General features: G+C 29.1%; 26 protein-coding genes. 25 read left to right on the top strand and 1 reads right to left on the bottom strand.

Annotation, left to right across the window (positions count from 1 at the left end; genetic code table 11):
* Window positions 1–14 precede the first annotated feature (14 nt).
* The 25 genes from prdA to ACYUEW_RS09795 all read left to right on the top strand — a co-directional run bounded on the left by prdA (window position 15) and on the right by ACYUEW_RS09795 (window position 23,074).
* Window positions 15–2,129, top strand: a complete 2,115-nt coding sequence (gene prdA, locus ACYUEW_RS09915) for a D-proline reductase (dithiol) proprotein PrdA (RefSeq protein ID WP_042384691.1) — start codon at window positions 15–17, stop codon at window positions 2,127–2,129.
* A gap of 8 nt (window positions 2,130–2,137) precedes the next feature.
* Window positions 2,138–2,413, top strand: a complete 276-nt coding sequence (locus ACYUEW_RS09910; RefSeq protein WP_003393224.1) for a CBO2463/CBO2479 domain-containing protein — start codon at window positions 2,138–2,140, stop codon at window positions 2,411–2,413.
* A gap of 29 nt (window positions 2,414–2,442) precedes the next feature.
* Window positions 2,443–3,162 carry a D-proline reductase (dithiol) protein PrdB gene (gene prdB / locus ACYUEW_RS09905; protein ID WP_080333546.1) on the top strand — a complete coding sequence of 240 codons (720 nt, stop codon included), beginning with the start codon at window positions 2,443–2,445 and terminating at the stop codon, window positions 3,160–3,162.
* Between the two features lie 366 nt (window positions 3,163–3,528).
* Window positions 3,529–4,407 carry a sulfite exporter TauE/SafE family protein gene (locus ACYUEW_RS09900; RefSeq protein ID WP_003484803.1) on the top strand — a complete coding sequence of 293 codons (879 nt, stop codon included), beginning with the start codon at window positions 3,529–3,531 and terminating at the stop codon, window positions 4,405–4,407.
* A gap of 333 nt (window positions 4,408–4,740) precedes the next feature.
* On the top strand, window positions 4,741–5,739 hold the full coding sequence (pta, locus tag ACYUEW_RS09895) for a phosphate acetyltransferase (RefSeq protein ID WP_003484805.1): 999 nt from the start codon (window positions 4,741–4,743) through the stop codon (window positions 5,737–5,739).
* Window positions 5,740–5,877: 138 nt separating this feature from the next.
* The gene (locus tag ACYUEW_RS09890; protein ID WP_042384694.1) at window positions 5,878–7,071 is read left to right on the top strand and encodes an acetate kinase; all 1,194 of its coding nucleotides are present in this window, start codon (window positions 5,878–5,880) and stop codon (window positions 7,069–7,071) included.
* 117 nt (window positions 7,072–7,188) lie between these two features.
* Window positions 7,189–7,689: a YceD family protein gene (locus tag ACYUEW_RS09885; protein WP_042384698.1), complete on the top strand. Its 501-nt coding sequence runs from the start codon at window positions 7,189–7,191 to the stop codon at window positions 7,687–7,689.
* Window positions 7,690–7,702: 13 nt separating this feature from the next.
* Window positions 7,703–7,885 carry a 50S ribosomal protein L32 gene (gene rpmF, locus ACYUEW_RS09880; protein WP_003362601.1) on the top strand — a complete coding sequence of 61 codons (183 nt, stop codon included), beginning with the start codon at window positions 7,703–7,705 and terminating at the stop codon, window positions 7,883–7,885.
* A 90-nt stretch (window positions 7,886–7,975) separates the two neighbouring features.
* Window positions 7,976–8,983, top strand: a complete 1,008-nt coding sequence (gene plsX / locus ACYUEW_RS09875; protein ID WP_460276671.1) for a phosphate acyltransferase PlsX — start codon at window positions 7,976–7,978, stop codon at window positions 8,981–8,983.
* Window positions 8,984–9,060: 77 nt separating this feature from the next.
* Window positions 9,061–9,294: an acyl carrier protein gene (gene acpP / locus ACYUEW_RS09870; RefSeq protein WP_003362599.1), complete on the top strand. Its 234-nt coding sequence runs from the start codon at window positions 9,061–9,063 to the stop codon at window positions 9,292–9,294.
* Between the two features lie 124 nt (window positions 9,295–9,418).
* Complete coding sequence (gene rnc / locus ACYUEW_RS09865) at window positions 9,419–10,123, top strand: ribonuclease III (RefSeq protein ID WP_042384700.1); 705 nt, start codon at window positions 9,419–9,421, stop codon at window positions 10,121–10,123.
* Window positions 10,116–11,207, top strand: coding sequence for an elongator complex protein 3 (locus ACYUEW_RS09860; protein WP_460276670.1), 1,092 nt, complete (start codon window positions 10,116–10,118; stop codon window positions 11,205–11,207). Before rnc ends, ACYUEW_RS09860 begins: the two co-directional genes overlap by 8 nt.
* A 152-nt stretch (window positions 11,208–11,359) precedes the next feature.
* Complete coding sequence (locus ACYUEW_RS09855) at window positions 11,360–11,458, top strand: hypothetical protein (protein WP_003393783.1); 99 nt, start codon at window positions 11,360–11,362, stop codon at window positions 11,456–11,458.
* 12 nt (window positions 11,459–11,470) lie between these two features.
* Window positions 11,471–15,052, top strand: a complete 3,582-nt coding sequence (gene smc, locus ACYUEW_RS09850) for a chromosome segregation protein SMC (protein WP_460276669.1) — start codon at window positions 11,471–11,473, stop codon at window positions 15,050–15,052.
* A gap of 29 nt (window positions 15,053–15,081) precedes the next feature.
* Window positions 15,082–15,993 (top strand): signal recognition particle-docking protein FtsY, encoded by a 912-nt coding sequence (gene ftsY / locus ACYUEW_RS09845; protein WP_460276668.1) that lies wholly within the window; start codon window positions 15,082–15,084, stop codon window positions 15,991–15,993.
* 339 nt (window positions 15,994–16,332) lie between these two features.
* On the top strand, window positions 16,333–16,665 hold the full coding sequence (locus ACYUEW_RS09840) for a putative DNA-binding protein (RefSeq protein WP_003484818.1): 333 nt from the start codon (window positions 16,333–16,335) through the stop codon (window positions 16,663–16,665).
* Between the two features lie 12 nt (window positions 16,666–16,677).
* Window positions 16,678–18,027, top strand: a complete 1,350-nt coding sequence (ffh, locus tag ACYUEW_RS09835) for a signal recognition particle protein (RefSeq protein ID WP_003484821.1) — start codon at window positions 16,678–16,680, stop codon at window positions 18,025–18,027.
* Between the two features lie 30 nt (window positions 18,028–18,057).
* The gene (gene rpsP / locus ACYUEW_RS09830) at window positions 18,058–18,306 is read left to right on the top strand and encodes a 30S ribosomal protein S16 (protein WP_003484824.1); all 249 of its coding nucleotides are present in this window, start codon (window positions 18,058–18,060) and stop codon (window positions 18,304–18,306) included.
* A 20-nt stretch (window positions 18,307–18,326) separates the two neighbouring features.
* A complete protein-coding gene (locus ACYUEW_RS09825) occupies window positions 18,327–18,554 on the top strand; it encodes a KH domain-containing protein (protein ID WP_003362589.1) in 228 nt (75 codons plus the stop codon).
* A 115-nt stretch (window positions 18,555–18,669) separates the two neighbouring features.
* The gene (gene rimM / locus ACYUEW_RS09820) at window positions 18,670–19,164 is read left to right on the top strand and encodes a ribosome maturation factor RimM (RefSeq protein ID WP_003484826.1); all 495 of its coding nucleotides are present in this window, start codon (window positions 18,670–18,672) and stop codon (window positions 19,162–19,164) included.
* Complete coding sequence (gene trmD, locus ACYUEW_RS09815; protein WP_080333545.1) at window positions 19,155–19,877, top strand: tRNA (guanosine(37)-N1)-methyltransferase TrmD; 723 nt, start codon at window positions 19,155–19,157, stop codon at window positions 19,875–19,877. Before rimM ends, trmD begins: the two co-directional genes overlap by 10 nt.
* A 151-nt stretch (window positions 19,878–20,028) precedes the next feature.
* The gene (rplS, locus tag ACYUEW_RS09810; protein WP_003484829.1) at window positions 20,029–20,373 is read left to right on the top strand and encodes a 50S ribosomal protein L19; all 345 of its coding nucleotides are present in this window, start codon (window positions 20,029–20,031) and stop codon (window positions 20,371–20,373) included.
* Between the two features lie 58 nt (window positions 20,374–20,431).
* A complete protein-coding gene (gene lepB / locus ACYUEW_RS09805) occupies window positions 20,432–20,956 on the top strand; it encodes a signal peptidase I (protein ID WP_003484830.1) in 525 nt (174 codons plus the stop codon).
* Between the two features lie 299 nt (window positions 20,957–21,255).
* Window positions 21,256–22,155 (top strand): ribosome biogenesis GTPase YlqF, encoded by a 900-nt coding sequence (ylqF, locus tag ACYUEW_RS09800; protein ID WP_003484832.1) that lies wholly within the window; start codon window positions 21,256–21,258, stop codon window positions 22,153–22,155.
* 109 nt (window positions 22,156–22,264) lie between these two features.
* Entirely contained in the window at window positions 22,265–23,074 is an 810-nt protein-coding gene (locus ACYUEW_RS09795; RefSeq protein WP_003484834.1) for a ribonuclease HII, read from the top strand.
* A 257-nt stretch (window positions 23,075–23,331) separates the two neighbouring features.
* Here the strand turns inward: ACYUEW_RS09795 and ACYUEW_RS09790 are convergent, their stop codons facing one another.
* A complete protein-coding gene (locus tag ACYUEW_RS09790) occupies window positions 23,332–23,703 on the bottom strand; it encodes a YraN family protein (protein ID WP_003484835.1) in 372 nt (123 codons plus the stop codon).
* Window positions 23,704–23,708 lie beyond the last annotated feature (5 nt).

The following is a 23,708-nucleotide window of genomic DNA, read 5'->3' as shown; positions in this document are numbered from 1 at the left end:
GGAGGTTATGTCTTATGTCAATGACACCAGAGCATGCAGAGGCGTTAAAGAATGAATCTGCAGTAGTATGTTGTAGAGCAGAAGAGGGAACAGTATTAACTGCTGACAACTTAGAAGATCCAGAAATATTCCCAGATATGGTAGACTCAGGTCTATTAACTATACCAGCTGATTGTTTAAAAGTTGGAGAAGTAATAGGAGCTAAATTGTTAAAAACTGTAGATTCATTAACACCATTAACTCCAGATATAATTGAAGGAGCAAAAACAATAGGTGATTCAGAAGATAAGGCTGAAGAAATTTCAGAAGAATTAACTGAAGAAGATGAAAAGGCAGTTCTAAAATATAATTTAAAAGCAGGAGATACTATAAAAGCTAGTGATTTAGAAAATCCAATGCACTTCCCTAAACTTGTAGATTCTCTTTTACTAACATTAGATGAAAGAGTTCTTACAAGAAAAGAAGTAGTTGGAGCAACTTTATCAGTTGATATGCCAGCTTTAACTCCTGTAACACCTGATATATTAGAAGGATTTGAGGAGGAAGTAAACATGAGTGCTGATACACAAGCAACAATAAGTGGTGGAACTTTAAGAATCAGAATAGCTGAAGGAAAAGGGATTGACATCGAAGTTCCTTTAAATGGAAATGTAGGTGCAGGAAAATCAGTAGCTGTTCCAGCAGTAAAAGCTGAAAAAGGCACAGTAACTGCAGCTCCAGTAGCAGTAGAAGCTAAAAAAGAAGTTAAATTAGAAGAAAAAGTAGTAAGATCAGTTACAAGAAAATACTACAAAATAGACAAAGTAGAATTAGCTAAAGAAACTAAAATTGAAGGAACAACTCTTTATATAAGAGAAAACATCTGTGAAGATGCATTCAATGTAGATCAATTAGTTAAAGATATAAAATTAGAAATAATAACTCCAGATAAATACAACACTTATAGTGAAACTATAATGGACGTACAACCAATAGCTACTAAAGAAGGTTCAGATGCTAAGTTAGGTGAAGGCGTTACAAGAGTTATAGATGGAGCTATTATAATGGTAACAGGTATCGATGAAGATGGAGTTCAAGTTGGTGAATTTGGTTCTTCAGAAGGTATATTAGAAGAAAATATTATGTGGGGAAGACCAGGTGCTCCTAATAAAGGTGAAATATTCATCAAAACTCAAGTAACTATAAAAAGAGGAACAGGAATGGAAAGACCAGGTCCATTGGCTGCTCACAAAGCAACAGATTTCATAACTCAAGAAATCAGAGAAGCTTTAAAAGCTGTTGAAGATGATTCATTAGTAGTTAACACTGAAACTTTTGAACAAGTAAGAAGACCAGGAAAGAAAAAAGTTGTAGTTGTTAAAGAAATAATGGGTCAAGGTGCTATGCATGATAACTTAATATTACCATTAGAACCAGTTGGAGTAATAGGAGCTAAACCAAACGTTGATTTAGGAAACGTTCCAGTAATGCTTGCGCCGACAGAAGTATTAGATGGTGGTATCCACGCATTAACTTGTATTGGACCTGCTTCTAAAGAATGTTCAAGACACTACTGGAGAGAACCTCTTGTAATGGAATGCATGAGAGATGAAGAAGTTGATTTAGCAGGAGTTATATTTGTAGGAAGTCCACAAATCAACAGTGAAAAATTCTATGTATCTGAAAGATTAGGTATGATGGTAGAAGCTATGGATGTTGATGGCGCTTTTGTTACAACTGAAGGTTTTGGAAATAACCACATTGACTTTGCAAGCCACGTAGAACAAATAGGTATGAGAGGTGTTCCTTGTGTAGCATTCTCATTCTGTGCAGTTCAAGGTGCTCTAGTTGTTGGTAACAAACACATGAAATACATGGTAGATAACAACAAATCAGAAGGCGGAATAGAAAACGAAGTATTATCTTGTAATACATTATGTCCAGAAGATGCTATAAGAGGTCTTGCAATGATTAAAGCAGCTATGTCTGGAGAAGAAGTTAAAAAACCAGAAAGAGCTTGGAATGCAAATGTTAAAGAAAACAACATTGAAATGATAGAAAAAACAACTGGAAATAAAATTGATAGAGTTTTAAATGAAACTTCAATACCAATGAGCGAAAAGAGAAAAGAAAAATACGCTACAAAGTAGGGATATAAATGGATTTAAAATATGGTGATAAAATCCTAGAAATGCAAGGTGTTATTGTAGACGTATCTGATGGAGCAGTAGCCATAGATTTCAAAGGAAGACTTGGATACTTAAAGGTACCAAGAAGAATGATAATATCTGATTATGAACTTAAAGTAGGTCAAGAAATAGGCTTAAATATGAGTTTTGTAGAAGTATTATCTGATGAAATAAATGAAAAATATGTAAGTAATTTAGAAATCCAAAAGAGACGTGGTCTAAATCCTGATGAAAGACATAAATAAATTTATAAATTGAAGGGAAGGTTACTAGAATGAATATTGTAAAGGGATTACAATCAGAAATATTTGTTCCTATAACTCCTAACCCAGTATGGGCGCCAGTTACAATGGAACTAAAAGATATGACAGTAGCATTAGCTACAGCAGCAGGAGTTCACTTAAAATCAGACAAAAGATTTAATTTAGCAGGTGACTTCACATACAGATTAGTACCAGGAGATGCAAAAACATCAGATATGATGGTATCTCACGGTGGATATGATAACGGAGACGTTAACAAAGATATAAATGCCATGTTCCCAATAGATAGATTAAGAGAATTAGTAGATGCAGGTTTTATAAAAGCTGTTGCTAAAACTCATATAGGATTCATGGGCGGTGGCGGAAACCAACAAAAATTCAGAGAAGAAACAGGCCCAGAAGTTGCTAAAATCTTAAAAGAAGAAGGCGTAGACGCTGTATTGATGACTGCTGGATGAGGAACTTGTCATAGATCTGCAGTTATAGTGCAGAGAGCGATTGAAGAAATAGGAATTCCTACAATAATAATAGCTGCTCTTCCACCAGTTGTTAAACAATCTGGTACACCAAGAGCGGTTGCACCAAGAGTTCCAATGGGTGCTAATGCGGGAGAACCTAATAATGTAGAAATGCAAACAGCAATAGTAAAAGAAACATTAGAACAATTAATTAAGATTCCTTCAGCAGGAAAAGTTGTTCCATTACCATACGAATATATAGCAAAAGTTTAATAATTAAAAAAGAGCTCTACTTGGTAAAGTAGAGCTCTTTAAAAAAATGCCTAATTATACAAATTGTATTTGAAATATTTAAATGGAAATAAATTAAAGAAATTCCTGCATAAAATCAATATTGTTTTAAATTTATCAAAATGAAAAGGATTTCACAAAATAACAATAATAGTTTTAATTTTGTGAAAATTTAAAGCAATATAAATATAGAGTGTTATTTCAAATTTTTCTAAAATTTAGTCAGTTATATAATACTATTTAAGTAATGTTAAAAAAATATCAAAAAACATGAAAAAATCTATAGAAAAAAATATAAATTTGTATTAAAATTATAGTATAAAAAATAAATAAAAAGAGGTGTAGAAAATGGTAAAAATAGTTTTAGGTCTTTTAATTATTTTAACAGTCTTTTTTGCAGTTGCATTTTTCAAAGATTATATTAAAGCAACTAAAGAAGGAAATATTGAAAAAACCAATTTTTTTGCATTAGGAACAGTAGGATTTATAACTAATTTTTTTGATACTTTGGGAATAGGAAGCTTTGCTCCTACTACAGCATTACTTAAAAATTTTAAACTTACACAGGACAGAACTTTACCAGGTACATTAAATGTTGCATGTACTGTACCAGTTGCTGTAGAGGCTATTTTATTTATAAATGGTATAGAAGTAGAGCCTGTAACATTATTTTCTTTATTAATAGCAGCTACAGCAGGTGCGGTAGTAGGTGCAGGAGTTGTATCCAAACTAGATGAGAAAAAAGTTCAATTTGGTATGGGAGTGGCTCTTGTAATAGTGGCTTTAGTAATGCTTGCAGGACAATTAAACTTAATGCCAGCAGGTGGAGATGCTACTGGACTTCATGGTGTAAAGCTTATAGTAGCAATTATAGGTAATTTTATATTAGGCGCTTTAATGACTTTAGGAATAGGTTTATACGCTCCATGTATGGCTTTAGTATATGCTTTAGGAATGAGTCCAAAGGTTGCTTTCCCAATAATGATGGGATCTTGTGCATTCTTAATGCCGGCAGCATCACTTAAGTTTGTAAAAGAAGGAGCTTATGATAGAAAAGCATCTATGGCTATAACTATATTTGGTTTAGTAGGTGTATTTATAGCATATTATTTAGTAAAATCATTACCATTGGATATATTAAAATGGTTAATAATTGTTGTTATATTATATACTGCAGTTATGATGTTTAACTCATCTTCTAAAGCTAAAAAAGCGGTAAAGGCTTAAAAATAATGTTTTAGATTTAAATTATATTTGTAAAGCTTTAAAATAATTAAGTGTTAAAAACCAGGTGAAATTTAAATTTCACCTGATTTTTTTTCAAGTTTATAATTTTATTGTTGAAAATTTTAATAAAAAGTGTTTATACTATATATATGTGTATTCATATTTATCCATAATTAGCAGATAGAAATACTTTATTTGTATAATTATAAATAAATTAATAGATAAAGTGAAAAAATATTACAATAATTTGCATAAAACTTGTGAAATAATATATTTATTTCATAGTTAACTGTAAATTTTATTTAATTTTTATATTTGAAGGGAGTAGTTTTAATGGACTTAATGAAAAGCTTATGGGAAAAAGCTAAAAGTGACAAAAAGAAAATTGTACTTGCAGAGGGAGAAGAAGAAAGAAATATTGAAGGTTGTTCAAAAATATTAAAAAATGAATTAGCTCACATGATTTTAATAGGAAATGAAGAAAAAATAAACGAAACAGCAAAAAAATTAAATGTTTCTATAGATGGTGCAGAAATAATAGATCCACAGACTTCAGAAAAAGTTTCTACATATACAAAAGAATTTTATGAATTAAGAAAACATAAGGGCGTTACTATGGAAAAAGCAGAACAAATAGTTAAAGATCCTATATATTTTGCTACAATGATGGTTAAAATGAAGGATGCAGATGGATTAGTATCTGGTGCTATACACACTACAGGAGATTTATTAAGACCAGGACTACAAATAGTTAAAACGGCTAAAGGAGCCTCTGTTGTTTCAAGTACATTCATAATGGAAGTACCAAATTGTGAATATGGTAAAAATGGTATGCTTTTATTTGCAGATTGTGCTGTAAATCCTAATCCAACAGCAGATGAGTTAGCTTCAATTGCTATATCCACAGCAGAAACTGCTAAAGCTTTATGTGATATGGAACCTAAAGTAGCTATGTTATCTTTCTCATCAAAGGGAAGTGCAAAGCACGACTTAGTAGATAAAGTAGCAGAAGCTACAAAAATAGCAAAAGAAAAAAGACCAGATCTTGATATAGATGGGGAATTACAATTAGATGCGGCTATAGTACAAAAAGTTGCAGATTTAAAAGCTCCAAATAGCACCGTTGCAGGAAAAGCTAATGTTTTAGTATTCCCAGACCTACAAGCAGGAAATATAGGATATAAATTGGTTCAAAGATTCGCAAACGCAAGTGCTATAGGACCAATATGTCAAGGTTTTGCAAAACCAATTAATGACCTATCAAGAGGTTGTAGCAGTGATGATATAGTTAATGTAGTTGCTGTAACAGCAGTTCAAGCACAAAATATGTAATTAAATATTTTAATTTTTATATGATCAATTTATTTATTATTTTAGATGATAAATTAATTGATTAATATCACAAATAAAAAATAGATTTGTTTATAATAAAATTTTATATAAAACATATAGATGAAGGGTGGAAAATTAATGAAAATATTAGTAGTTAACTGCGGAAGTTCATCATTAAAATATCAATTAATAGATATGACTTCTGAAGAAGCTTTAGCAAAAGGATTAGTAGAAAGAATAGGAATAGAAGGATCTATATTAACTCAAAAGGTTAATGGAGAAAAATATATAATAGAAGAACCTATGAAAGATCATAAAAAAGCTATAGAGTTAGTTTTAAAAGCATTAGTAGACAAAGAGCATGGTGTAATATCTGATATGTCAGAAATAGCAGCAGTAGGACATAGAGTAGTTCATGGTGGAGAAAAATATGCTAGCTCAGTACTTATAGATGATGAGGTTATGAAGGCTTTAGAAGATTGTGTTAAATTAGCACCACTTCATAATCCACCAAACATAATAGGAATAAATGCTTGTAGAGAACTTATGCCTAAGACTCCAATGGTAGCGGTATTTGATACAGCATTCCATCAAACATTACCAGATTATGCATATATGTATCCATTACCATATGAATTATATGAACAAAATGGTATAAGAAAATATGGCTTCCATGGAACATCACATAGATATGTATCTAGTGTGGCATCAGAAATGATGGGAAAAGATCTAAAAGATATTAAAGTAATAACTTGTCACTTAGGAAATGGAGCAAGTTTATGTGCTGTAAAAGAAGGAAAATCAGTAGAAACTTCTATGGGATTCACTCCACTTGCAGGATTAGCTATGGGAACTAGATGCGGAGATATAGACCCAGCAATACTTCTTTTCATGGAAAGAGAATTAAAAATGTCACCAGATGAAGTAGATAATGTTATAAATAAAAAATCAGGTGTATTAGGAATATCAGGAGTAAGTAGTGACTTTAGAGACATAGAAGGTGCTGCAGAAGAAGGAAATAAAAGAGCTAAACTAGCTTTAGATGTATATCATTATACAGTAAGACAAACAATTGGTGCTTATACAGCAGTATTAAATGGTGTAGATGCTATAGTATTTACAGCAGGACTAGGAGAAAATTCAGCAGCAAGCAGAGAAGAAATTTTAAATGGATTAGAATACTTAGGTATTAAGATAGATGCCGAAAAGAATAAACAAAGAGGAAAACAAATAGAAATAAGCACTGAAGATTCAAAGGTAAAGGTATTCGTTATACCAACTGATGAAGAATTAATGATAGCAAGAGATACTAAAGAAATAACAGCTAAATAGTATATAATATAAGTTATAAATATAGGTGTAATAACTTTGATTTACTTATAAAATACTTGACTTTTTAATATGCCCTTTATATAATAAATTGTGGTTGCTATAATTGAGGTGAATTTTATGAATTTAGATGTATCGGATTTAATAAAAAAAATAAAACTAAGTAAAGATGTTCATCTGAAGTTAGAAGATCAAAGAAAATTTTTTGATGGAGATGAAGAAATTCTTTATTTAGAAGCACCAACATTAGACGGGGTAGTTAGTATATCTAAAGATATATTAACCTTAGATGGAAAGTTAAGTGCAGAAATTGAGCTTTCTTGTTCAAGATGTCTTCAAAAGTTTAAACACCATGTTGACACAGAGGTACATGAGAGTTTTACAAATAATCCCCAATGCGAAGATGATGAGATTATGTTACTAAAAAATGAAGCTATTGATGTTACAGAGGTTATAGAAAATAACATAATTATAGAATTACCAATAAAAAGACTCTGTAAGGAAAATTGTAAAGGCTTATGCCAACAATGCGGTGCTAATTTAAATTTTTCAAAGTGTAAATGCGAAAAAGATATAGATCCAAGGTTGGCAAAACTAAAAGACTTTTTTTCTGCTCAGTAAGGAGGTGTTTACAGTGGGAAATCCAGCGAGAAAAACTTCAAAGGCAAAAAGAGATTCTAGAAAAGCTCAAACTTTCAAATTAAGCTTACCAGGAATCGTTGAATGCCCTCAATGTCACGAAATGAAACTTGCTCATAGAGTATGTAAAAGTTGTGGATATTACAATGGCAAAGAAGTTGTATCAAACGATAAATAATTATAAAAAAGAAAGTCGTAAGGCTTTCTTTTTTTTCTTGTGAAAGAAAAAAAATTAGCTTATACTTTATAGTAGGAAGGAAGTGATACTATGATAATAGCTGTAGATGGTATGGGAGGAGATTTTGCTCCAGAATTAGTAGTAGAAGGATGTATACAAGCTGTCAAGGAATATGAAGGCATACATATAATAATAACAGGTAAAGAAGAATTAATAAAAAATGAATTAGATAAAAGAGAATATAAAGGAAACAAAATAGAGATACTAAATACAAAGGAAGTTATAGGTACTGATGAAGCACCAGTAAAGGCTATAAGAAGGAAAAAAGATTCAAGTATGGTGAAAGCTTTAGAATTAGTAAAAGAAGGTAAAGCTCAAGTCGTTATATCCGCAGGAAGTACAGGAGCATTAATGGCAGGAGCTACTTTTGTTTTAGGAAGAATAAAGGGTATAAATAGAGTTTGTTTAGCACCATTACTTCCAGGAGCTAAAGCTCCTTTTATGATAGCAGATGCAGGTGCTAATGTAGATTGCAGGCCAGAATATTTAGTTCAATTTGCTATGATGGGGAAAGTATATTTTGAAAGTGTATTAGGTGTTAAAAATCCAACGGTAGGGTTGGTAAATATAGGTGCTGAAGAAGAAAAAGGTAATGAACTTACAAAAGCCGCATATAAATTATTAAAGGATACAGATTTTAATTTTATAGGAAATATAGAACCAAGAGATATACCAAGAGGAGAAACTAATATTGCAGTATGTGATGGATTTATAGGAAATACTGTGTTAAAAACTTATGAGGGAGTAGCCTCAAATTTATTTTCTATGTTAAAAGATGAAATAATGTCATCCACCAGAGGAAAAATAGGAGGAGCACTTTTAAAACCTGTATTTAAAGATTTTAAAAAGAAATTTGATTATACGGAATATGGTGGATCACCTTTTCTAGGGGCTAAGGGTATATGTATAAAAGCTCATGGAAGTTCTGATGCTAAAGCATTTAAAAATGCTATAAGACAGGCAAAAATTTGTTATGATAAAAAGATAATTGAAGAAATAGAGAATAATTTAGAAAATTTAATAGAAAATAATATATAATGGAACTTAATGAATATATTGACGTAGAAATAGTTATGTAATATTATTTATGTATAAAGCATTAGGAGGTGACACAAATGATTTTTGAAAAAATAAAAGCTACAATAGCAGAACAATTAAGTATAGATGAAGAGGAAATAACTATGGAATCATCTTTTATTGATGATTTAGGTGCGGATTCACTTGATATAGTTGAATTAATAATGGCATTAGAAACTGAATTCGATTTAGAAATACCAGATGAAGACGCAGAAAAAATTTCTACAGTGGGAGATGTAGTTGACTACATAAAATCACATACTGAGGAATAATTGATTTTTATCCCCGCCTTTACTAGCGGGGATTTTATATTAAAAAATATAATTAAAAGATAAGTTTATTCTTGAGTTTATTTAATAAATATACTGAAGAATGAACTTCTAGGGAGTGAAAATTTTGAAAAATAGACAGGATATTTTGAAAGAACTTCAGTACAAACTTAAAGTATGTTTTAAAGATGAAAAATTATTAGATGTGGCATTAACCCATAGTTCCTATGCTAATGGTAAAAAAAATATAAAATATTATGAAAGATTGGAGTTCTTGGGAGATTCCGTATTACAACTTATAATATCAGAGCATTTATATCAAAAATATGAAGATAAAAAAGAAGGAGAACTCACTAGAAAGAGGGCTATAATAGTCTGTGAAAATTCCCTTTACGAAATGGCTAAAAGATGGGATTTAGGTTTTTATTTGCAAATGAGTAAAGGGGAAGAATTGACAGGAGGCAGAGAGAGAGTATCTATATTAGCAGATTGTGTGGAATCTATAATAGCTGCTATATATTTAGATAAAGGATTAGATGAAGCAAGAGAATTTGTTATGAAAAATTTCAAGGAAATAATAGAAAAAGCCATGAGAGATGAAATAATACTAGATTATAAAACTACATTACAAGAAATAGTGCAACAAAATAATGATCTTACTATAAACTATGAATTATTAAAACAGGAAGGTCCTCCTCACAGAAGAAAGTTTTTTACTAATGTAACCATAGATAATGAGGTAAGAGGAACGGGGATAGGATATAGTAAAAAAGAAGCAGAACAAAACGCAGCAAAGGAAGCATTAAAGAATTTAGGTGATAATTATGAGTAAAGGTCATTATATAATACCAATATTTGTAGCTCAGGAAGGATGTCCCCACAATTGTGTTTTTTGTAATCAGCATAAAATAACCGGAGAAAAGGACGAAATAATAGACGAAAATTACGTAAGAGAAACCATAGAAGCTTATATAAAAACTATAGATAGAGAAAATTCAACTTTAGAGGTTTCTTTTTTCGGAGGTACTTTTACGGGTATACCTATAGAAAGGCAAAAGAGTCTTTTAAAAGTAGCAAAGGAATATAAGGATAAGGGCCAAATAGATTGTATACATATGTCCACAAGACCAGATTATATAGACAGAGAAATTTTAGATAACCTTAAAAAGTACTCTGCGGATATAATTGAATTAGGAGTTCAATCTTTAGATGAAGAAGTCCTTTTAAAATCAGGAAGAGGGCATTCCGTAGAAGAGGTGTATAGAGCCTCAAAACTTATAAAAGAATACGGATTTACTTTAGGACATCAAATAATGTTAGGACTTCCAGGAGATACTTTTAAAAAGGACATAGAAACTGTAGAAAAATCTTTAAAGATGAAACCAGATATAGCAAGAATATATCCAGCCTTGGTAATAAAGGATACTCCTATGGAATATATGTTAAGAAAGGGAACTTATAAACCTTATACTTTAGATGAAGCTATAGATATAACTAAAATATTATATTCTATGTATGATAAAGAAGGCATAAAAGTAATAAGAATAGGACTTCAGCCTACAGAAGAAATAAATGAAAATAAAGATGTGATTTCAGGTCCTTTTCATCCAGCTTTTAGAGAATTAGTGGAAGGAAAAATAATTAATGAGGCTATTTTCTCCTATGTGGAAGATAGTTTAGAAGAAAGCTTAGAAATTTACATAAATAATAAAGATATATCTAAATTGTATTGTAATAGAAAAGAATTCTTTAATGAATTTATAAATAAGAAGAAAGTAAAAAGATTTAAAGTTATACAAGATGAAACATTAGGTAGAGGGAATATAATTATTAAAAAGGATGAAAATCAAGAACATATATTTATAAAAGAGTATATGAGAAAGCTTTCAGAAGAAGGAAAAAACTTATTTATATAGAATAATATAAGTATCAAGTTAATATAAGCTTTAGTGTCCCCACTGTTTCATATTCAGTGGGGATATATATTTTAAGTTTTAATAATTGATATTTTTTTTTATATATAATAAACTATTAAATGATGTTATTTTTAAAGGGAGGTAAAATTGAAATGAAAAGAGAAAAAAGAGAAAAGATGACTAAAGTTTTAGTTGTTGTTATGACTATTGTATTTATTGCTAGTATATTACCAATGTTTTTTGCCAGATAGGAGTTGTACTACATGTTTTTAAAATCAATTGAAATAAGAGGTTTTAAATCTTTTGCAGATAAAACTGAATTAATGTTTAAACAAGGAGTCACAGCAATAGTAGGTCCTAATGGGAGCGGGAAAAGTAATATATCTGACGCAGTAAAATGGGTGTTGGGAGAACAAAGTGTAAAATCCTTAAGGGGAAGTAAAATGGAGGATGTTATATTTGCTGGTACACAATATAGAAAACCAGTAGGACTTTGTCAAGTTTCACTGATATTAGATAACAGTGATAAAGACTTACCAATAGAATATACAGAAGTAACCATAACTAGACGCTTATATAGATCTGGTGAAAGTGAGTATTATATAAATAATACTCAATGTAGGCTTAAAGATATACAAGAGTTATTTATGGATACAGGTATAGGTAAAGAAGGCTATTCTATAATAGGACAAGGGAAAATAGAGGCAGTTTTAAGTGGAAAGCCAGAGGAGAGAAGAAGTCTTTTAGAGGAAGCAGCAGGTATAGTTAAATTTAAATGGAGAAAAGAAGAGGCAGATAAAAAACTTTCTAATACAGAACAAAATCTTATAAGAATAAAAGATATATTAAATACTTATGAAGAAAGAATAGAACCACTTAAAGAAGAAAGTGAAAAAGCTAAAAAGTTTTTAAATTTATCAGAGGAATTAAAGCATAAAGAAGTCAATATTATGATATATTCTATAGATAAGATAGAAAAAGACCTAGAAAATATAAATAACAATATGCTTTCTTTAAGTGAAAATATAGATAACTTAAAAAATGAAAAATCACAGTACAAAGAAATAATTTTAAAGTTTAATGAAAAATTAGAACTTCTAGACACAAGTAATGGTAAAAATAAAGAAGAATATTATTATAATAAAGATAAAAATAAGGATATAGAGAATGAAAATATTCTATTAAAAGAAAAAATAAAAAATCTAAAAGATAATATAAAAGTAAAAGAAAATACTTTAAAAACTAATGAAGAAAGATTACAAAATTATTTAAAAGAAAAGGAAGACTTAGAAAAAAAATTAAATAAATTAAAAGAAGAAGAAATTTATTTAAGAGAAGAGATAGATAAAAAAGAAGATAACATAAATAATTTTAATAAAGAACTAAAGGAAAAAGAAGATAAACTAAAGATGCTAAAATCTGAAGAGATAGAAATACTAAGTAATACGGCTAACCTTAGAAATGAAATATCTGTAATGGAAAATGAAATAGTAAATTTGAAAAATAAATTGGATAATATAAAAAATTCCTGTGATAGTTATATAAGCTCTATAAATATAAATATAAAAACTAAGGAAGATATAGAAAAAGAAATAAAAAATATAAAAGAAAATATACTTTCATTAGAAAATAATTTAAAAGAAAACAGTAAAAATATAGGCTCTTTAAAAATATCCCTTAATAATAAAGAAAAAAAATTAAAGGAGAAAAATGCAGCCTACAGTAGATTAGAAGCGAATTATCATATGCTTTCAAATTTAGAAAAGCACTATGAAGGATATAATAGAAGTGTAAAAACCTTGATGGAGCATGTAAGTCAGGGCAAAATAGATAACATTAATGGAGGCTGTGAAGTTTTAGGGGATATAATAAAAGTAAAGAAAGAGTTTGAAACAGCCATGGAGATAGCCTTAGGTGGAGCTATATCTAATGTTATAACAGAGGATGAAAACAAAGCTAAGATATTAATAAACTATTTAAAGAAAAGAAGTTTAGGAAGAGCTACCTTTTTACCTTTAACTACAATACAGGGGAGAAAAGCTAAAATAAATAATGTTACAAGAGAAGATGGATTTTTAGGTATAGCCAGTGAGCTTATAAATTATGATGCGAAATTTTCTAATATAATAGATTATGTTTTAGGTAGAACCCTAGTGGCAAAGGATATGGACAGCGCCCTTAAAATTGCTAAAAAATTAAATTACTCCTTTAAAATAGTAACATTGGAGGGTGAAGTTATAAATCCAGGAGGCTCACTAACCGGTGGTAGTATAAAACATAGGGCAGGAAGCAGTATAATAAGCCGAAAAAGGGAGATAGAGGAGACTAAGAAAGAATTAGAAGAAACAAAGAATACCATAGAGGAATTTATAAGTAATATATTAGAAAATAAAAATAAAATAAAAACTTTAGATGAAGAAAATTTAAATATAAAGGATGAAATTTACTACAATAATATAGAAATAACTAAATTTACGGGAAAATTAAATGCTATAAAGGAAGATACAGAAAGACTTAGAAGTTCTTTAAATATATCAAGAGAAGAAATTAAGTTAACAAAGGATAAAATACAAGACATTGAAGAGAATATAAATGCATCACAAAAACAATTAGAAGAACTTAAATTAAGAAAAGATTTAAATCATAATGATATAAAGGAATGCGAAGATTTTCTTGAAAATGAAGAAGAAAATGTAAAAAATATAAAAGATAAATTAATAGAGTATAAAATAGAAAAAGCTAAATTAGACGAAATGTTAGTTAGTATAAAAAAAGAATTCTATTCTATGGATACTAATATTACAAACTTAAATAATGAAAATAAAAATATAAATAAAGGTAACCATGAGGATAGAACAAATATAGAAAAATTTGAAAATAATATAAAAGAAAATGAAGATAATATAAAAGATATAAAGACTTATTTAGAAAGTTTAGAAGAAAAATTTAAAAAGTATGAAGTAGAAAGAATAAAACTAAAGGAAGAATTAGAAAAAAATAAAAATAAGGAAGAAAATTTATTATTAATTTTAAGTAAAAAAGAAGATGAAGTTCATAAACAAGATATACAAAAAACTAGGTACATAACAGAAAGAGAGAATTTATATAACAAATTAAATGAGGAATTTTCTTTAACTTATGCAGAAGCACTTAGTTATAAAAAAGAAGATATAAATGTTATAAAATATAAGGAGTATGTACAAAATTTAAAAATAGAAATATCCAATTTAGGTACAGTAAATGTAGGATCTATAGAGGAATATAAAGAATTAAATGAAAAAATAACATTTATGAGTAATCAAAAGGAAGATTTAGTAAAGTCAAAAGAAGAACTTTTGAATGTTATTGAAGAAATGACTAACAAAATGAGAACTGTATTTAGTGAAAATTTTAATAAATTAAGAAAAAACTTTAATGAAACATTTATAGAGTTATTTAAAGGTGGTAGTGCAGATTTAATACTATCTAATGGAGATGAACTTACAGCTAATATAGAAATAAATGTTCAGCCACCAGGTAAAAAACTTCAAAATATAAATCTTATGTCTGGTGGAGAAAAGGGATTATCCGCTATAGCATTGTTATTTGCTATTTTAAAAATGAAACCTACACCTTTTTGTATATTAGATGAAATTGAAGCCGCATTAGATGATGCTAATGTAACTAGATATGCAGACTTTTTAAAGGAATTTTCAGAAAACAGTCAGTTTATAGTTATAACTCATAGAAAGGGTACTATGGAAGCTTGTGATGCACTATATGGGGTTACTATGGAAGAAAAGGGTGTTTCAAAGATTATATCTGTAGATTTAACATCAAAAGATGAGGTAGCAGCGACTTTATAAAATAATAAGCATTTAGAAGGGGCGATAGTATGTTTGGAAAATTTTTTGACAAATTAAAAGAAGGATTAACAAAAACTAAGGATGGCTTTACAGATAAGATAAGTAGTGTATTAAATTTAGCCGTAACTATAGATGAAGATTTATATGAAGAGTTAGAAGAAATACTTGTTACTGCTGATATAGGTGTAGATACTTCCATAAAAATTATAGATAGGCTAAGAGAAAGAGTAAAGGAAGAAAAAATAAAAGATCCAGCGGAAATAAAGCCTTGTCTTAAAAGGGTAATATTGGAAATGCTAGGAGAAGAAAAAGGTTCTATAACCCCAGACACTATTCCAAAAGTTATGCTCGTAATTGGAGTTAATGGTGTAGGAAAAACCACCTCCATAGGAAAAGTTTCAGCAAAGCTAAAAGATCAGGGCTATAAGGTTATAATGGCTGCAGCGGATACTTTTAGAGCAGCGGCTATAGATCAATTAGAGGTATGGAGCAGTAGAGCTAAAGTAGATATAATAAAACATCAGGAAGGATCAGATCCAGGAGCGGTAGTTTTTGATGCAGTTCAGGCAGCCAAATCAAGAAAAGCAGATGTATTAATATGTGATACTGCAGGAAGATTACATAACAAAAAGAATTTGATGAATGAACTTTCAAAAATAAATAAAATTTTAGAAAGAGAATATGGGGATGCATCCAAAGAAACTTTATTAGTTTTAGATGCCACCACAGGGCAAAACGCTGTTATACAAGCAAAAGAATTCATGTCAGCTTGTCCTATAGATGGTATAATACTTACTAAGCTAGATGGAACAGCGAAAGGTGGGGTAGTAATATCTATAAAAGACCAACTAGATATACCAGTAAAGCTTATAGGAGTTGGAGAAGGAATAGATGATCTACAGGAATTTAATCCTGAGGAGTTTGTAGAAGCATTATTTTAACAATAAACAGAGTTCTTGGCTTCAGAGGGAGCTTAGAAATCGTTATCCAGGGACGTAGCCGCTCTCTACTCCCACTTTGAAGAAGATGGGAGCGTTAGAGTGGGGAGTTATCGGATAAAACATTTAGAAATTAGAATTTCATCACAATAATATGTGTTAACTATAAAGAAAATATTGCTTATCAATTAAAAAATATAATATGAAAATAAAAAATATTATGGCTGTTAAGTAAAAATACTTGACAGCTTTTTAATATTTTGATATTATATATTTCGTTGATGAAAAAATAATAGTTTTTAATAATTAGCAAGGGAGTTAGATTAAAATCTGTGATATTTTATGGAAGAAATAGTGGAAATGTCCTTACTACTAGATTTTTATGGTAGTTTACTTACAGAAAAGCAAAACAAAATTATGGACTTATACTATAACAATGATTATTCATTAAAAGAAATATCAGAACTAACTAACACAAGTAGGCAAGCGGTTCATGACATAGTAAAGAGATGCCATAAAACCCTTCTTCAGTATGAAGAAAAACTTCATATGATGGAAAGGTTTATAAATTTAGAAAATTCTAAAGAAAAACTATTAAATATGTTAAATAAAGTAACAAAAGAAAATATAAAAGAAATTGATCATATAAAAAAATATATAATTGATAATATTTAGGAGTGGATTATAATGGCATTTGATGGATTAGCTTCTAAACTTCAGGATGCTTTAAAAAAGCTTAGAGGTAAAGGTAAGCTTTCAGAAAAAGATATAAAAGAAGCCATGAGAGAAGTTAAACTTGCATTATTAGAAGCAGACGTTAACTATAAAGTTGTTAAAAACTTTATAAAAAGTGTTACTGAAAAATGCATGGGTAACGAAGTGCTTGGAAGTTTAACACCTGGTCAACAGGTTATAAAGATAGTAAATGAAGAGTTAACAGAGCTTATGGGAAGTACAGAAAGTACTTTAAATTCTTCCACTTCAGGACTAACAGTTATAATGCTTGTAGGTCTTCAAGGGGCAGGAAAAACTACTATGGCGGGAAAACTTGCTCTTCACCTTAGAAAGAGAAATAAAAGACCTTTACTTGTAGCTTGTGACGTATATAGACCAGCAGCTATAAAGCAACTTCAAGTAGTTGGTAAACAAATTGATATTCCGGTTTTTACTATGGGAGATAAATTAAGTCCTGTAGACATATCTAAAGCCGCTATAGAACATGCTAAAAATAACAAAAACAATGTGGTTATAATAGATACAGCAGGAAGACTTCACATAGACGAAGAACTTATGGATGAGCTTCATAATATAAAAGAAGAAGTGAATCCAACTGAAATACTATTAGTGGTAGATGCTATGACTGGGCAAGATGCTGTAAATGTAGCTAATAATTTTAATGATAAACTAGATATAAGTGGTGTAATACTTACAAAATTAGATGGGGATACAAGAGGTGGAGCTGCCCTTTCTATTAAATCTATGACAGGTAAACCTATAAAATTTGTAGGTTTAGGGGAAAAGATGAATGATTTAGAAGTATTTTACCCAGATAGAATGGCTTCAAGAATACTTGGCATGGGAGATGTACTTTCTTTAATTGAAAAAGCACAACAATCTATAGATGAGGATAAGGCTAAAGAAATTGGAGAAAGAATGTTAAATCAAGAATTTAACTTTGAGGATTTCCTAGAATCCATGCAACAAATGAAAAAATTAGGTCCTATTAACAAGCTATTAGAAATGATTCCAGGAATGAATTCCAAAGAATTAAAAAATATAGATTTAAGTTCTAGTGAAAAAGAAATGAAAAAAACAGAAGCTATAATTAGTTCAATGACTATAAAAGAGAGAAGAAATCCTTCATTAATATCTTCCTCACCTTCTAGAAAAAGAAGGATAGCAAAGGGGTCAGGGACAAATGTTCAGCATGTAAATAAGCTTCTTAAAGACTTTCAGGCTTCTAAAAAAATGATGAAGCAAATGAAAGGTATGGAAAAGGGATTTAAAAAAGGTTTATTTGGTAAATTACCATTTTAAATAAATAGATTTTTAAAGGAGGTGAAAAACATGGCAGTAAAAATCAGATTAAAAAGAATGGGTGCTAAAAAAGCTCCATTTTACAGAGTAGTTGTTGCTGATTCTAGATCACCAAGAGATGGTAGATTCGTAGAAGAAATAGGATACTATAACCCAATAACTGAACCTTCAACTATAAAATTAGATGAAGAAAAAGTTCAAAAATGGATGAAAAATGGTGCGCAACCAACTGATACAGTTAAAAAATTAATTGAAAAAGCAGGTATTTCTGTTAAATAGTTAACTGGGGGTGTATTCAAATGAAGGCTTTAGTTGAAACTATAGCGAAAGCATTAGTTGATAGCCCAGATCAAGTTCAAGTGAATGAAATTTTAGGAGAACAATCCGTAATTCTTGAACTAAAAGTTGCACCTGAAGATATGGGAAAAGTAATAGGAAAACAGGGAAGAATAGCAAAAGCTATTAGAACTGTTGTCAAGGCAGCAGCTATAAAAGAAAACAAAAGAGTTGTTGTTGAGATAATTTAGAAGAGTTAGGTGCACCTAACTCTTTTTTAATATATAATATATTTTCATACTGTTGAATTTATAAAAGGAAAATGGGAATAATTATAATATATAATGGTTAGAGGAGAGAAGATATATGAAAGAGTTTCTAGCGGTAGGAGAAATAATAAATACTCATGGTATAAAGGGAGAAGTAAAAGTATATCCTTTAACTGATGATATGAAAAGATTTAAAAAATTAAAAGAAGTATTTATAGATGGAGAGGAAAGAAAAATAGTATCCTGTAAACTTCAACCTAATAATGTGGTTTTAAAAATAGATGGCATAGATTCTATAGAAGAGGCTAATAAATATAGGAAAAAGCTTTTAGAAATTAAAAGAGAAAATTCTGTAAAGCTTCCAAAGGGAAGTTATTTTATAGCAGATTTAATGGAATGCAGGGTTATAGATGAAGAGGGTAGAGAAATAGGACAAATATCAGATGTAATAAAAACTGGTAGCAATGATGTGTATGAGGTAAAAGGAAAGATTGAGGTATTAGTACCGGCCATAAAAGATATAGTTACAAATATAGATATAGAAAACAAAACTGTAACTATAAAACCTTTGGAGATATGGCAATGCGAATAGATGTGCTAACACTATTTCCTGAAATGTTCTCTATATTTAATCACAGTATAATAGGAAGAGCTATGGAAAAGGAAATTTTAAAAATAAACACTGTAAATATAAGAGATTATACAATAAATAAACATAAAAAAGTAGATGATTACCCTTATGGAGGGGGAGCAGGCATGGTAATGTCAGTACAACCTATAGTAGATTCTATAAAAATGGTAAAAACAGAAAATAAAGGTAAGGTTATATTTTTAGGACCTAAAGGGAAAACTTTTAATCAAAATTTAGCTAAAGAACTGGCAAAAGAGGAAGAATTAATATTTTTATGTGGTCATTATGAGGGTATAGATGAAAGAGTCTATGAGTATATAGATATGGAAATATCTTTAGGTGATTTTGTTTTAACAGGAGGAGAAATGGCTTGTATTCCTATAGTAGATTCTATATGTAGATTAGTAGATGGAGTACTTAAAAGTAGTGAAAGTTATGAAGACGAATCTTTTTATAATGGTCTTTTAGAATATCCTCAATATACAAGACCGCCTATATATGAGGGAAAAGCTGTGCCAGATGTGCTTTTATCTGGTCACCATGAAAATATAAAAAAATGGCGAAAAGCTAAATCCCTTATGATTACTAAGAAAGTAAGACCAGATTTATTAAAAAAATATAGATTAACAGAGGAAGATAAAAAAATATTAAAAGATTTTAATAAAAAATTATAGGAAAAATATTTTTTAGTTGTAAAAAATATTGAATAAAAATTTTTACTATGGTAAAATGAATTTTGTGCTAGTACGGGCGGTCCTCTGCTTATATACATTGTATTACATAATTTAAGCAAGAACGTCAAAAAATTAAAGGAGGGAATGCACAATGTTAGAAGTTATAAAAGCTATAGAAGCAGAACAAGTAAGAAGTGATTTACCAGAATTCAATGTAGGAGACACTGTAAAAGTTCACCAAAAAATCAAAGAAGGAACTAGAGAAAGAGTTCAAGTATTTGAAGGAACAGTTTTAAAAAGACAAAATGGTGGAGCAAGAGAAACTTTCACAGTAAGAAGAGTTGCTTACAATGTAGCAGTTGAAAAAACTTTTCCAGTTAACTCACCATTAATTGAGAAGATCCAAGTTGTAAGAAGAGGTAAAGTAAGAAGAGCTAAACTATACTACTTAAGAGATAGAGTAGGTAAGGCAGCAAAAGTTAAAGAAAGAATATAATGAAACATAAGGGGCTTTAGCATAAGTCCCTTTTTTTCATATAAGAGGGGTGGATTTTATGTTAAAAGAATTAATGGAAATTGTAAAATCTATAATAGTAGCTGTAATAGCAGCTTTTTTAATTATAACTTTTGTATTTGAAACCGTAAGTGTAGAAGGACATTCTATGGATCCAACATTAAATAATAGAGATAGACTTATAGTAGAAAAGGTAAGTTATTATTTTAGAAAACCTAAAGATGGAGATATAGTTGTAATTAAATATCCATCAGATACTAGAGAAAAGTTTATAAAAAGAGTTATAGCTGTTCCAGGAGACACAGTGAGTATACATGATAATAAAGTGTATGTAAATGGTAAAGCTAAGGAAGAAAGTTATATACTGGAAAATTATATGGAAGACTTTAATGAAGTGAAAGTTCCAGAAAATTCAGTATTTGTTATGGGAGATAACAGAAATCATAGTAGGGATAGTAGATTCCCGGATGTTGGTTTTGTAAATTATAAATTAGTGGTAGGAAGAGCAGCTATAAGAATATATCCTTTTAACAAATTTGGTAGTTTGTACTCTACGAATAAATAAAATTTTTAACTTTAGGTGAATTTTTAATTCTATAGTTTAAGTTGAAAATTCATTATTTAAGGATGTAATATATCGTATCTTTCATTTTAGGAAAGCAGATATTAAAAAATATTAACATAGGATAACCCTTAATTAGAAAAAGTCAACAATTTATAAGTTAGAGTTAATTACTTATACAAAGTGAAAATTTGCACTAAGTAATTTGTATAGAATACTAATTTTGTTACAGCTATTTTCATAGTAAGAGAAAGTATTAGGGCTAATAAACGTTAGATAAAAAATAGAAGGAGGATATAAAGATGAATATAAATTGGTTTCCAGGTCATATGGCAAAGACTCGTAGACAAATAAAAGAAAGTTTAAAAATGGTAGATGCCATAATAGAGATAAGAGATGCTAGAATAGTAAGCTCTAGTAAAAATCCAGAGATAGAAGATATATGTGGTAATAAGCCGAGAATAATTCTTTTAAATAAAAAGGATTTAGCCGAGGATAAGGTAACTAAAAAATGGATAAATTCCTTATCACAGGATAATATAAAAGTTTTAGCAGTAAATTCTGTAACAGGAGAGGGATTAAATAAGATAAAACCTACATTAAATGAATTATTAAAAGAAAAACATGAAAGAATGAAAAATAAAGGTTTAGTTAAAATAGTAGATAGAGCTATGGTAGTAGGTATACCTAATGTAGGAAAGTCATCTTTTATAAATAAAATGGCTAAGAACTCTATAGCTAAAGTAGGAGATAGACCAGGAGTTACAAAGAGCAAACAATGGATAAAAACTAAGATGGATATAGAACTTATGGATACTCCAGGAGTTTTATGGCCAAAACTAGATAGCGAAATTGTACAATTAAATTTAGCCTTTACAGGAGCTATTAAAGATGAAATTATGGATATAGAAACCTTAGCTTTAAGATTGGTAGAAAGGCTTCAGGATAAATATCCAGAAAGATTGATGAAAAGATATAAATTAGAAGCATTAGAGGAAAATCCTTTAGACAACTTAGATAATATAGGTAGAAAAAGAGGGGCTTTAATTTCTAAGGGAGAAATAGACTATAATAGAATATCTGTAATTCTTTTAGATGAATTTAGAGCTGGGAAATTAGGCGCTATTTCTTTAGAAGATCCAGAGGATATTATAAATGATAATATAGAAATAGAGGAACAGGAAAGTTCTCTTAAGGAGTAATAATATCATATAATTGAAGGATACATTAGAGCAATGTATCCATTTTTATAAGTATATATATTAAATAAAAAATAAATACTAGAAGGTAAATTAGTATAGGGGTATAGTTATGAATATAAATAATTTAGAAAATATACGATATAATGAAATAAAGGAATTTGCAGATAAAATTAAAAAAGAATTTACATTTTCTCAAAAACAAGAAATTATGGACATAATAGAAAAATTAAATAAAGATTCTCGAAAAAATGTTATAAAGTTAGGTGAGTCTCTTGAAAAATTTTTAAATAAGTATGAAGAAGAATTAAAAAGAATAAATACTATGTATAATTTCGATAGAAGATATGGCAATAGTTATTTAATAGCAGGAGTGGACGAAGTTGGCAGGGGGCCTTTAGCAGGTCCTATTGTGGCCGCTGCGGTGGTTTTAGATTTAAATGTAGAGGAAATGCATAGGATACTTAATATAAAGGATTCTAAAAAGCTTTCAGAAAAAAAGAGAGAAGAATTAGATATAATAATAAGAGAAAAAGCTATAAGCTACAATATAGCCTTAGTAGATAATAGAACAATAGATGAAAGAGGTATAGCTTGGAGTAATAATGAAGTACTTAAAAGAGCAGTAGAAGGTCTGAATGTAAAACCTGATTTAGTTTTATCTGATGGATATGCAGTTAAAAATTTGAACATAAGAAATGAATTTATAATAAAAGGTGATAGTAAAAGTGTTAGTATAGCATCTGCATCCATTATAGCTAAGGTATATAGAGATAATATGATGAAAGAATATTCTAAAGAGTTAAGTATGTATGGTTTTAACCATAATGCAGGTTATGGCACAGAAGAACATATACAAGCAATAAAAAAATATGGAACTTCTAAAATACATAGAATGAGTTTTTTAACAAATATATTATAATTAAATAAAAAACTTATTTATAAAGTGATTTATATTATTTTTGTATTTAAATAAATATAACATAAATTGAATAAATAAAAGATGATATCTGAAAATAGATTTAACTTTAATGTGGTAAATATAAAAAATACATTTAACAAACATATGAATTGGTTTATTAAGTGTATTTTTTATATTTGTGCTGTTAAAATTAAATATATTTTATTTTGAGACACCATATTTTGTGTTTCCATTTAAATATAGAAGTACTTATTTGATTATATTTGAAAAGCATTTTTTATAAGTTTTATAGAGTAATTACTATTGAGGGTGTTTAAGATTACTTCTATTACATCAAATCTAAAATAAAATTTATTATGTATAGCTTTTTTTATTATGTATAATTGGGCTGTTTTGTAAATTTTATTTTGCTTTTTAAAAGTTATAGCTTCACTAGGACTACCATAAATAGAACCATATCTAGTTTTAACCTCTATAAAGACAATAAAACTTTTATCTTTAGCTATTATATCTATTTCACCTAATTTACACCTGAAATTTTTTTCTAATATAATATACCCACAATTTTTAATATAGTCAGCAGCTATAGTTTCACCAAAAGAACCAATATCTTTATTACAGTAGTGCATAAATA

It is taken from the genome of Clostridium sp. CTA-1 (assembly GCF_054768215.1).
The sequence above is the reverse complement of the archived record's forward strand: the minus strand, read 5'-3'. Positions and strand labels throughout refer to the sequence as shown.

Bases quoted from the DNA above. Each gene is read 5' to 3' on its own strand.
- prdA (WP_042384691.1), top strand. From the start codon at position 15: ATGTCAATGACACCAGAGCATGCAGAGGCGTTAAAGAATGAATCTGCA.
- ACYUEW_RS09910 (WP_003393224.1), top strand. From the start codon at position 2,138: ATGGATTTAAAATATGGTGATAAAATCCTAGAAATGCAAGGTGTTATT.
- ACYUEW_RS09900 (WP_003484803.1), top strand. From the start codon at position 3,529: ATGGTAAAAATAGTTTTAGGTCTTTTAATTATTTTAACAGTCTTTTTT.
- pta (WP_003484805.1), top strand. From the start codon at position 4,741: ATGGACTTAATGAAAAGCTTATGGGAAAAAGCTAAAAGTGACAAAAAG.
- ACYUEW_RS09890 (WP_042384694.1), top strand. From the start codon at position 5,878: ATGAAAATATTAGTAGTTAACTGCGGAAGTTCATCATTAAAATATCAA.
- ACYUEW_RS09885 (WP_042384698.1), top strand. From the start codon at position 7,189: ATGAATTTAGATGTATCGGATTTAATAAAAAAAATAAAACTAAGTAAA.
- plsX (WP_460276671.1), top strand. From the start codon at position 7,976: ATGATAATAGCTGTAGATGGTATGGGAGGAGATTTTGCTCCAGAATTA.
- acpP (WP_003362599.1), top strand. From the start codon at position 9,061: ATGATTTTTGAAAAAATAAAAGCTACAATAGCAGAACAATTAAGTATA.
- ACYUEW_RS09860 (WP_460276670.1), top strand. From the start codon at position 10,116: ATGAGTAAAGGTCATTATATAATACCAATATTTGTAGCTCAGGAAGGA.
- ACYUEW_RS09855 (WP_003393783.1), top strand. From the start codon at position 11,360: ATGAAAAGAGAAAAAAGAGAAAAGATGACTAAAGTTTTAGTTGTTGTT.
- smc (WP_460276669.1), top strand. From the start codon at position 11,471: ATGTTTTTAAAATCAATTGAAATAAGAGGTTTTAAATCTTTTGCAGAT.
- ftsY (WP_460276668.1), top strand. From the start codon at position 15,082: ATGTTTGGAAAATTTTTTGACAAATTAAAAGAAGGATTAACAAAAACT.
- ACYUEW_RS09840 (WP_003484818.1), top strand. From the start codon at position 16,333: ATGGAAGAAATAGTGGAAATGTCCTTACTACTAGATTTTTATGGTAGT.
- ffh (WP_003484821.1), top strand. From the start codon at position 16,678: ATGGCATTTGATGGATTAGCTTCTAAACTTCAGGATGCTTTAAAAAAG.
- rpsP (WP_003484824.1), top strand. From the start codon at position 18,058: ATGGCAGTAAAAATCAGATTAAAAAGAATGGGTGCTAAAAAAGCTCCA.
- ACYUEW_RS09825 (WP_003362589.1), top strand. From the start codon at position 18,327: ATGAAGGCTTTAGTTGAAACTATAGCGAAAGCATTAGTTGATAGCCCA.
- rimM (WP_003484826.1), top strand. From the start codon at position 18,670: ATGAAAGAGTTTCTAGCGGTAGGAGAAATAATAAATACTCATGGTATA.
- trmD (WP_080333545.1), top strand. From the start codon at position 19,155: ATGCGAATAGATGTGCTAACACTATTTCCTGAAATGTTCTCTATATTT.
- rplS (WP_003484829.1), top strand. From the start codon at position 20,029: ATGTTAGAAGTTATAAAAGCTATAGAAGCAGAACAAGTAAGAAGTGAT.
- lepB (WP_003484830.1), top strand. From the start codon at position 20,432: ATGTTAAAAGAATTAATGGAAATTGTAAAATCTATAATAGTAGCTGTA.
- ylqF (WP_003484832.1), top strand. From the start codon at position 21,256: ATGAATATAAATTGGTTTCCAGGTCATATGGCAAAGACTCGTAGACAA.
- ACYUEW_RS09795 (WP_003484834.1), top strand. From the start codon at position 22,265: ATGAATATAAATAATTTAGAAAATATACGATATAATGAAATAAAGGAA.
- ACYUEW_RS09790 (WP_003484835.1), bottom strand. From the start codon at position 23,703: ATGCACTACTGTAATAAAGATATTGGTTCTTTTGGTGAAACTATAGCT.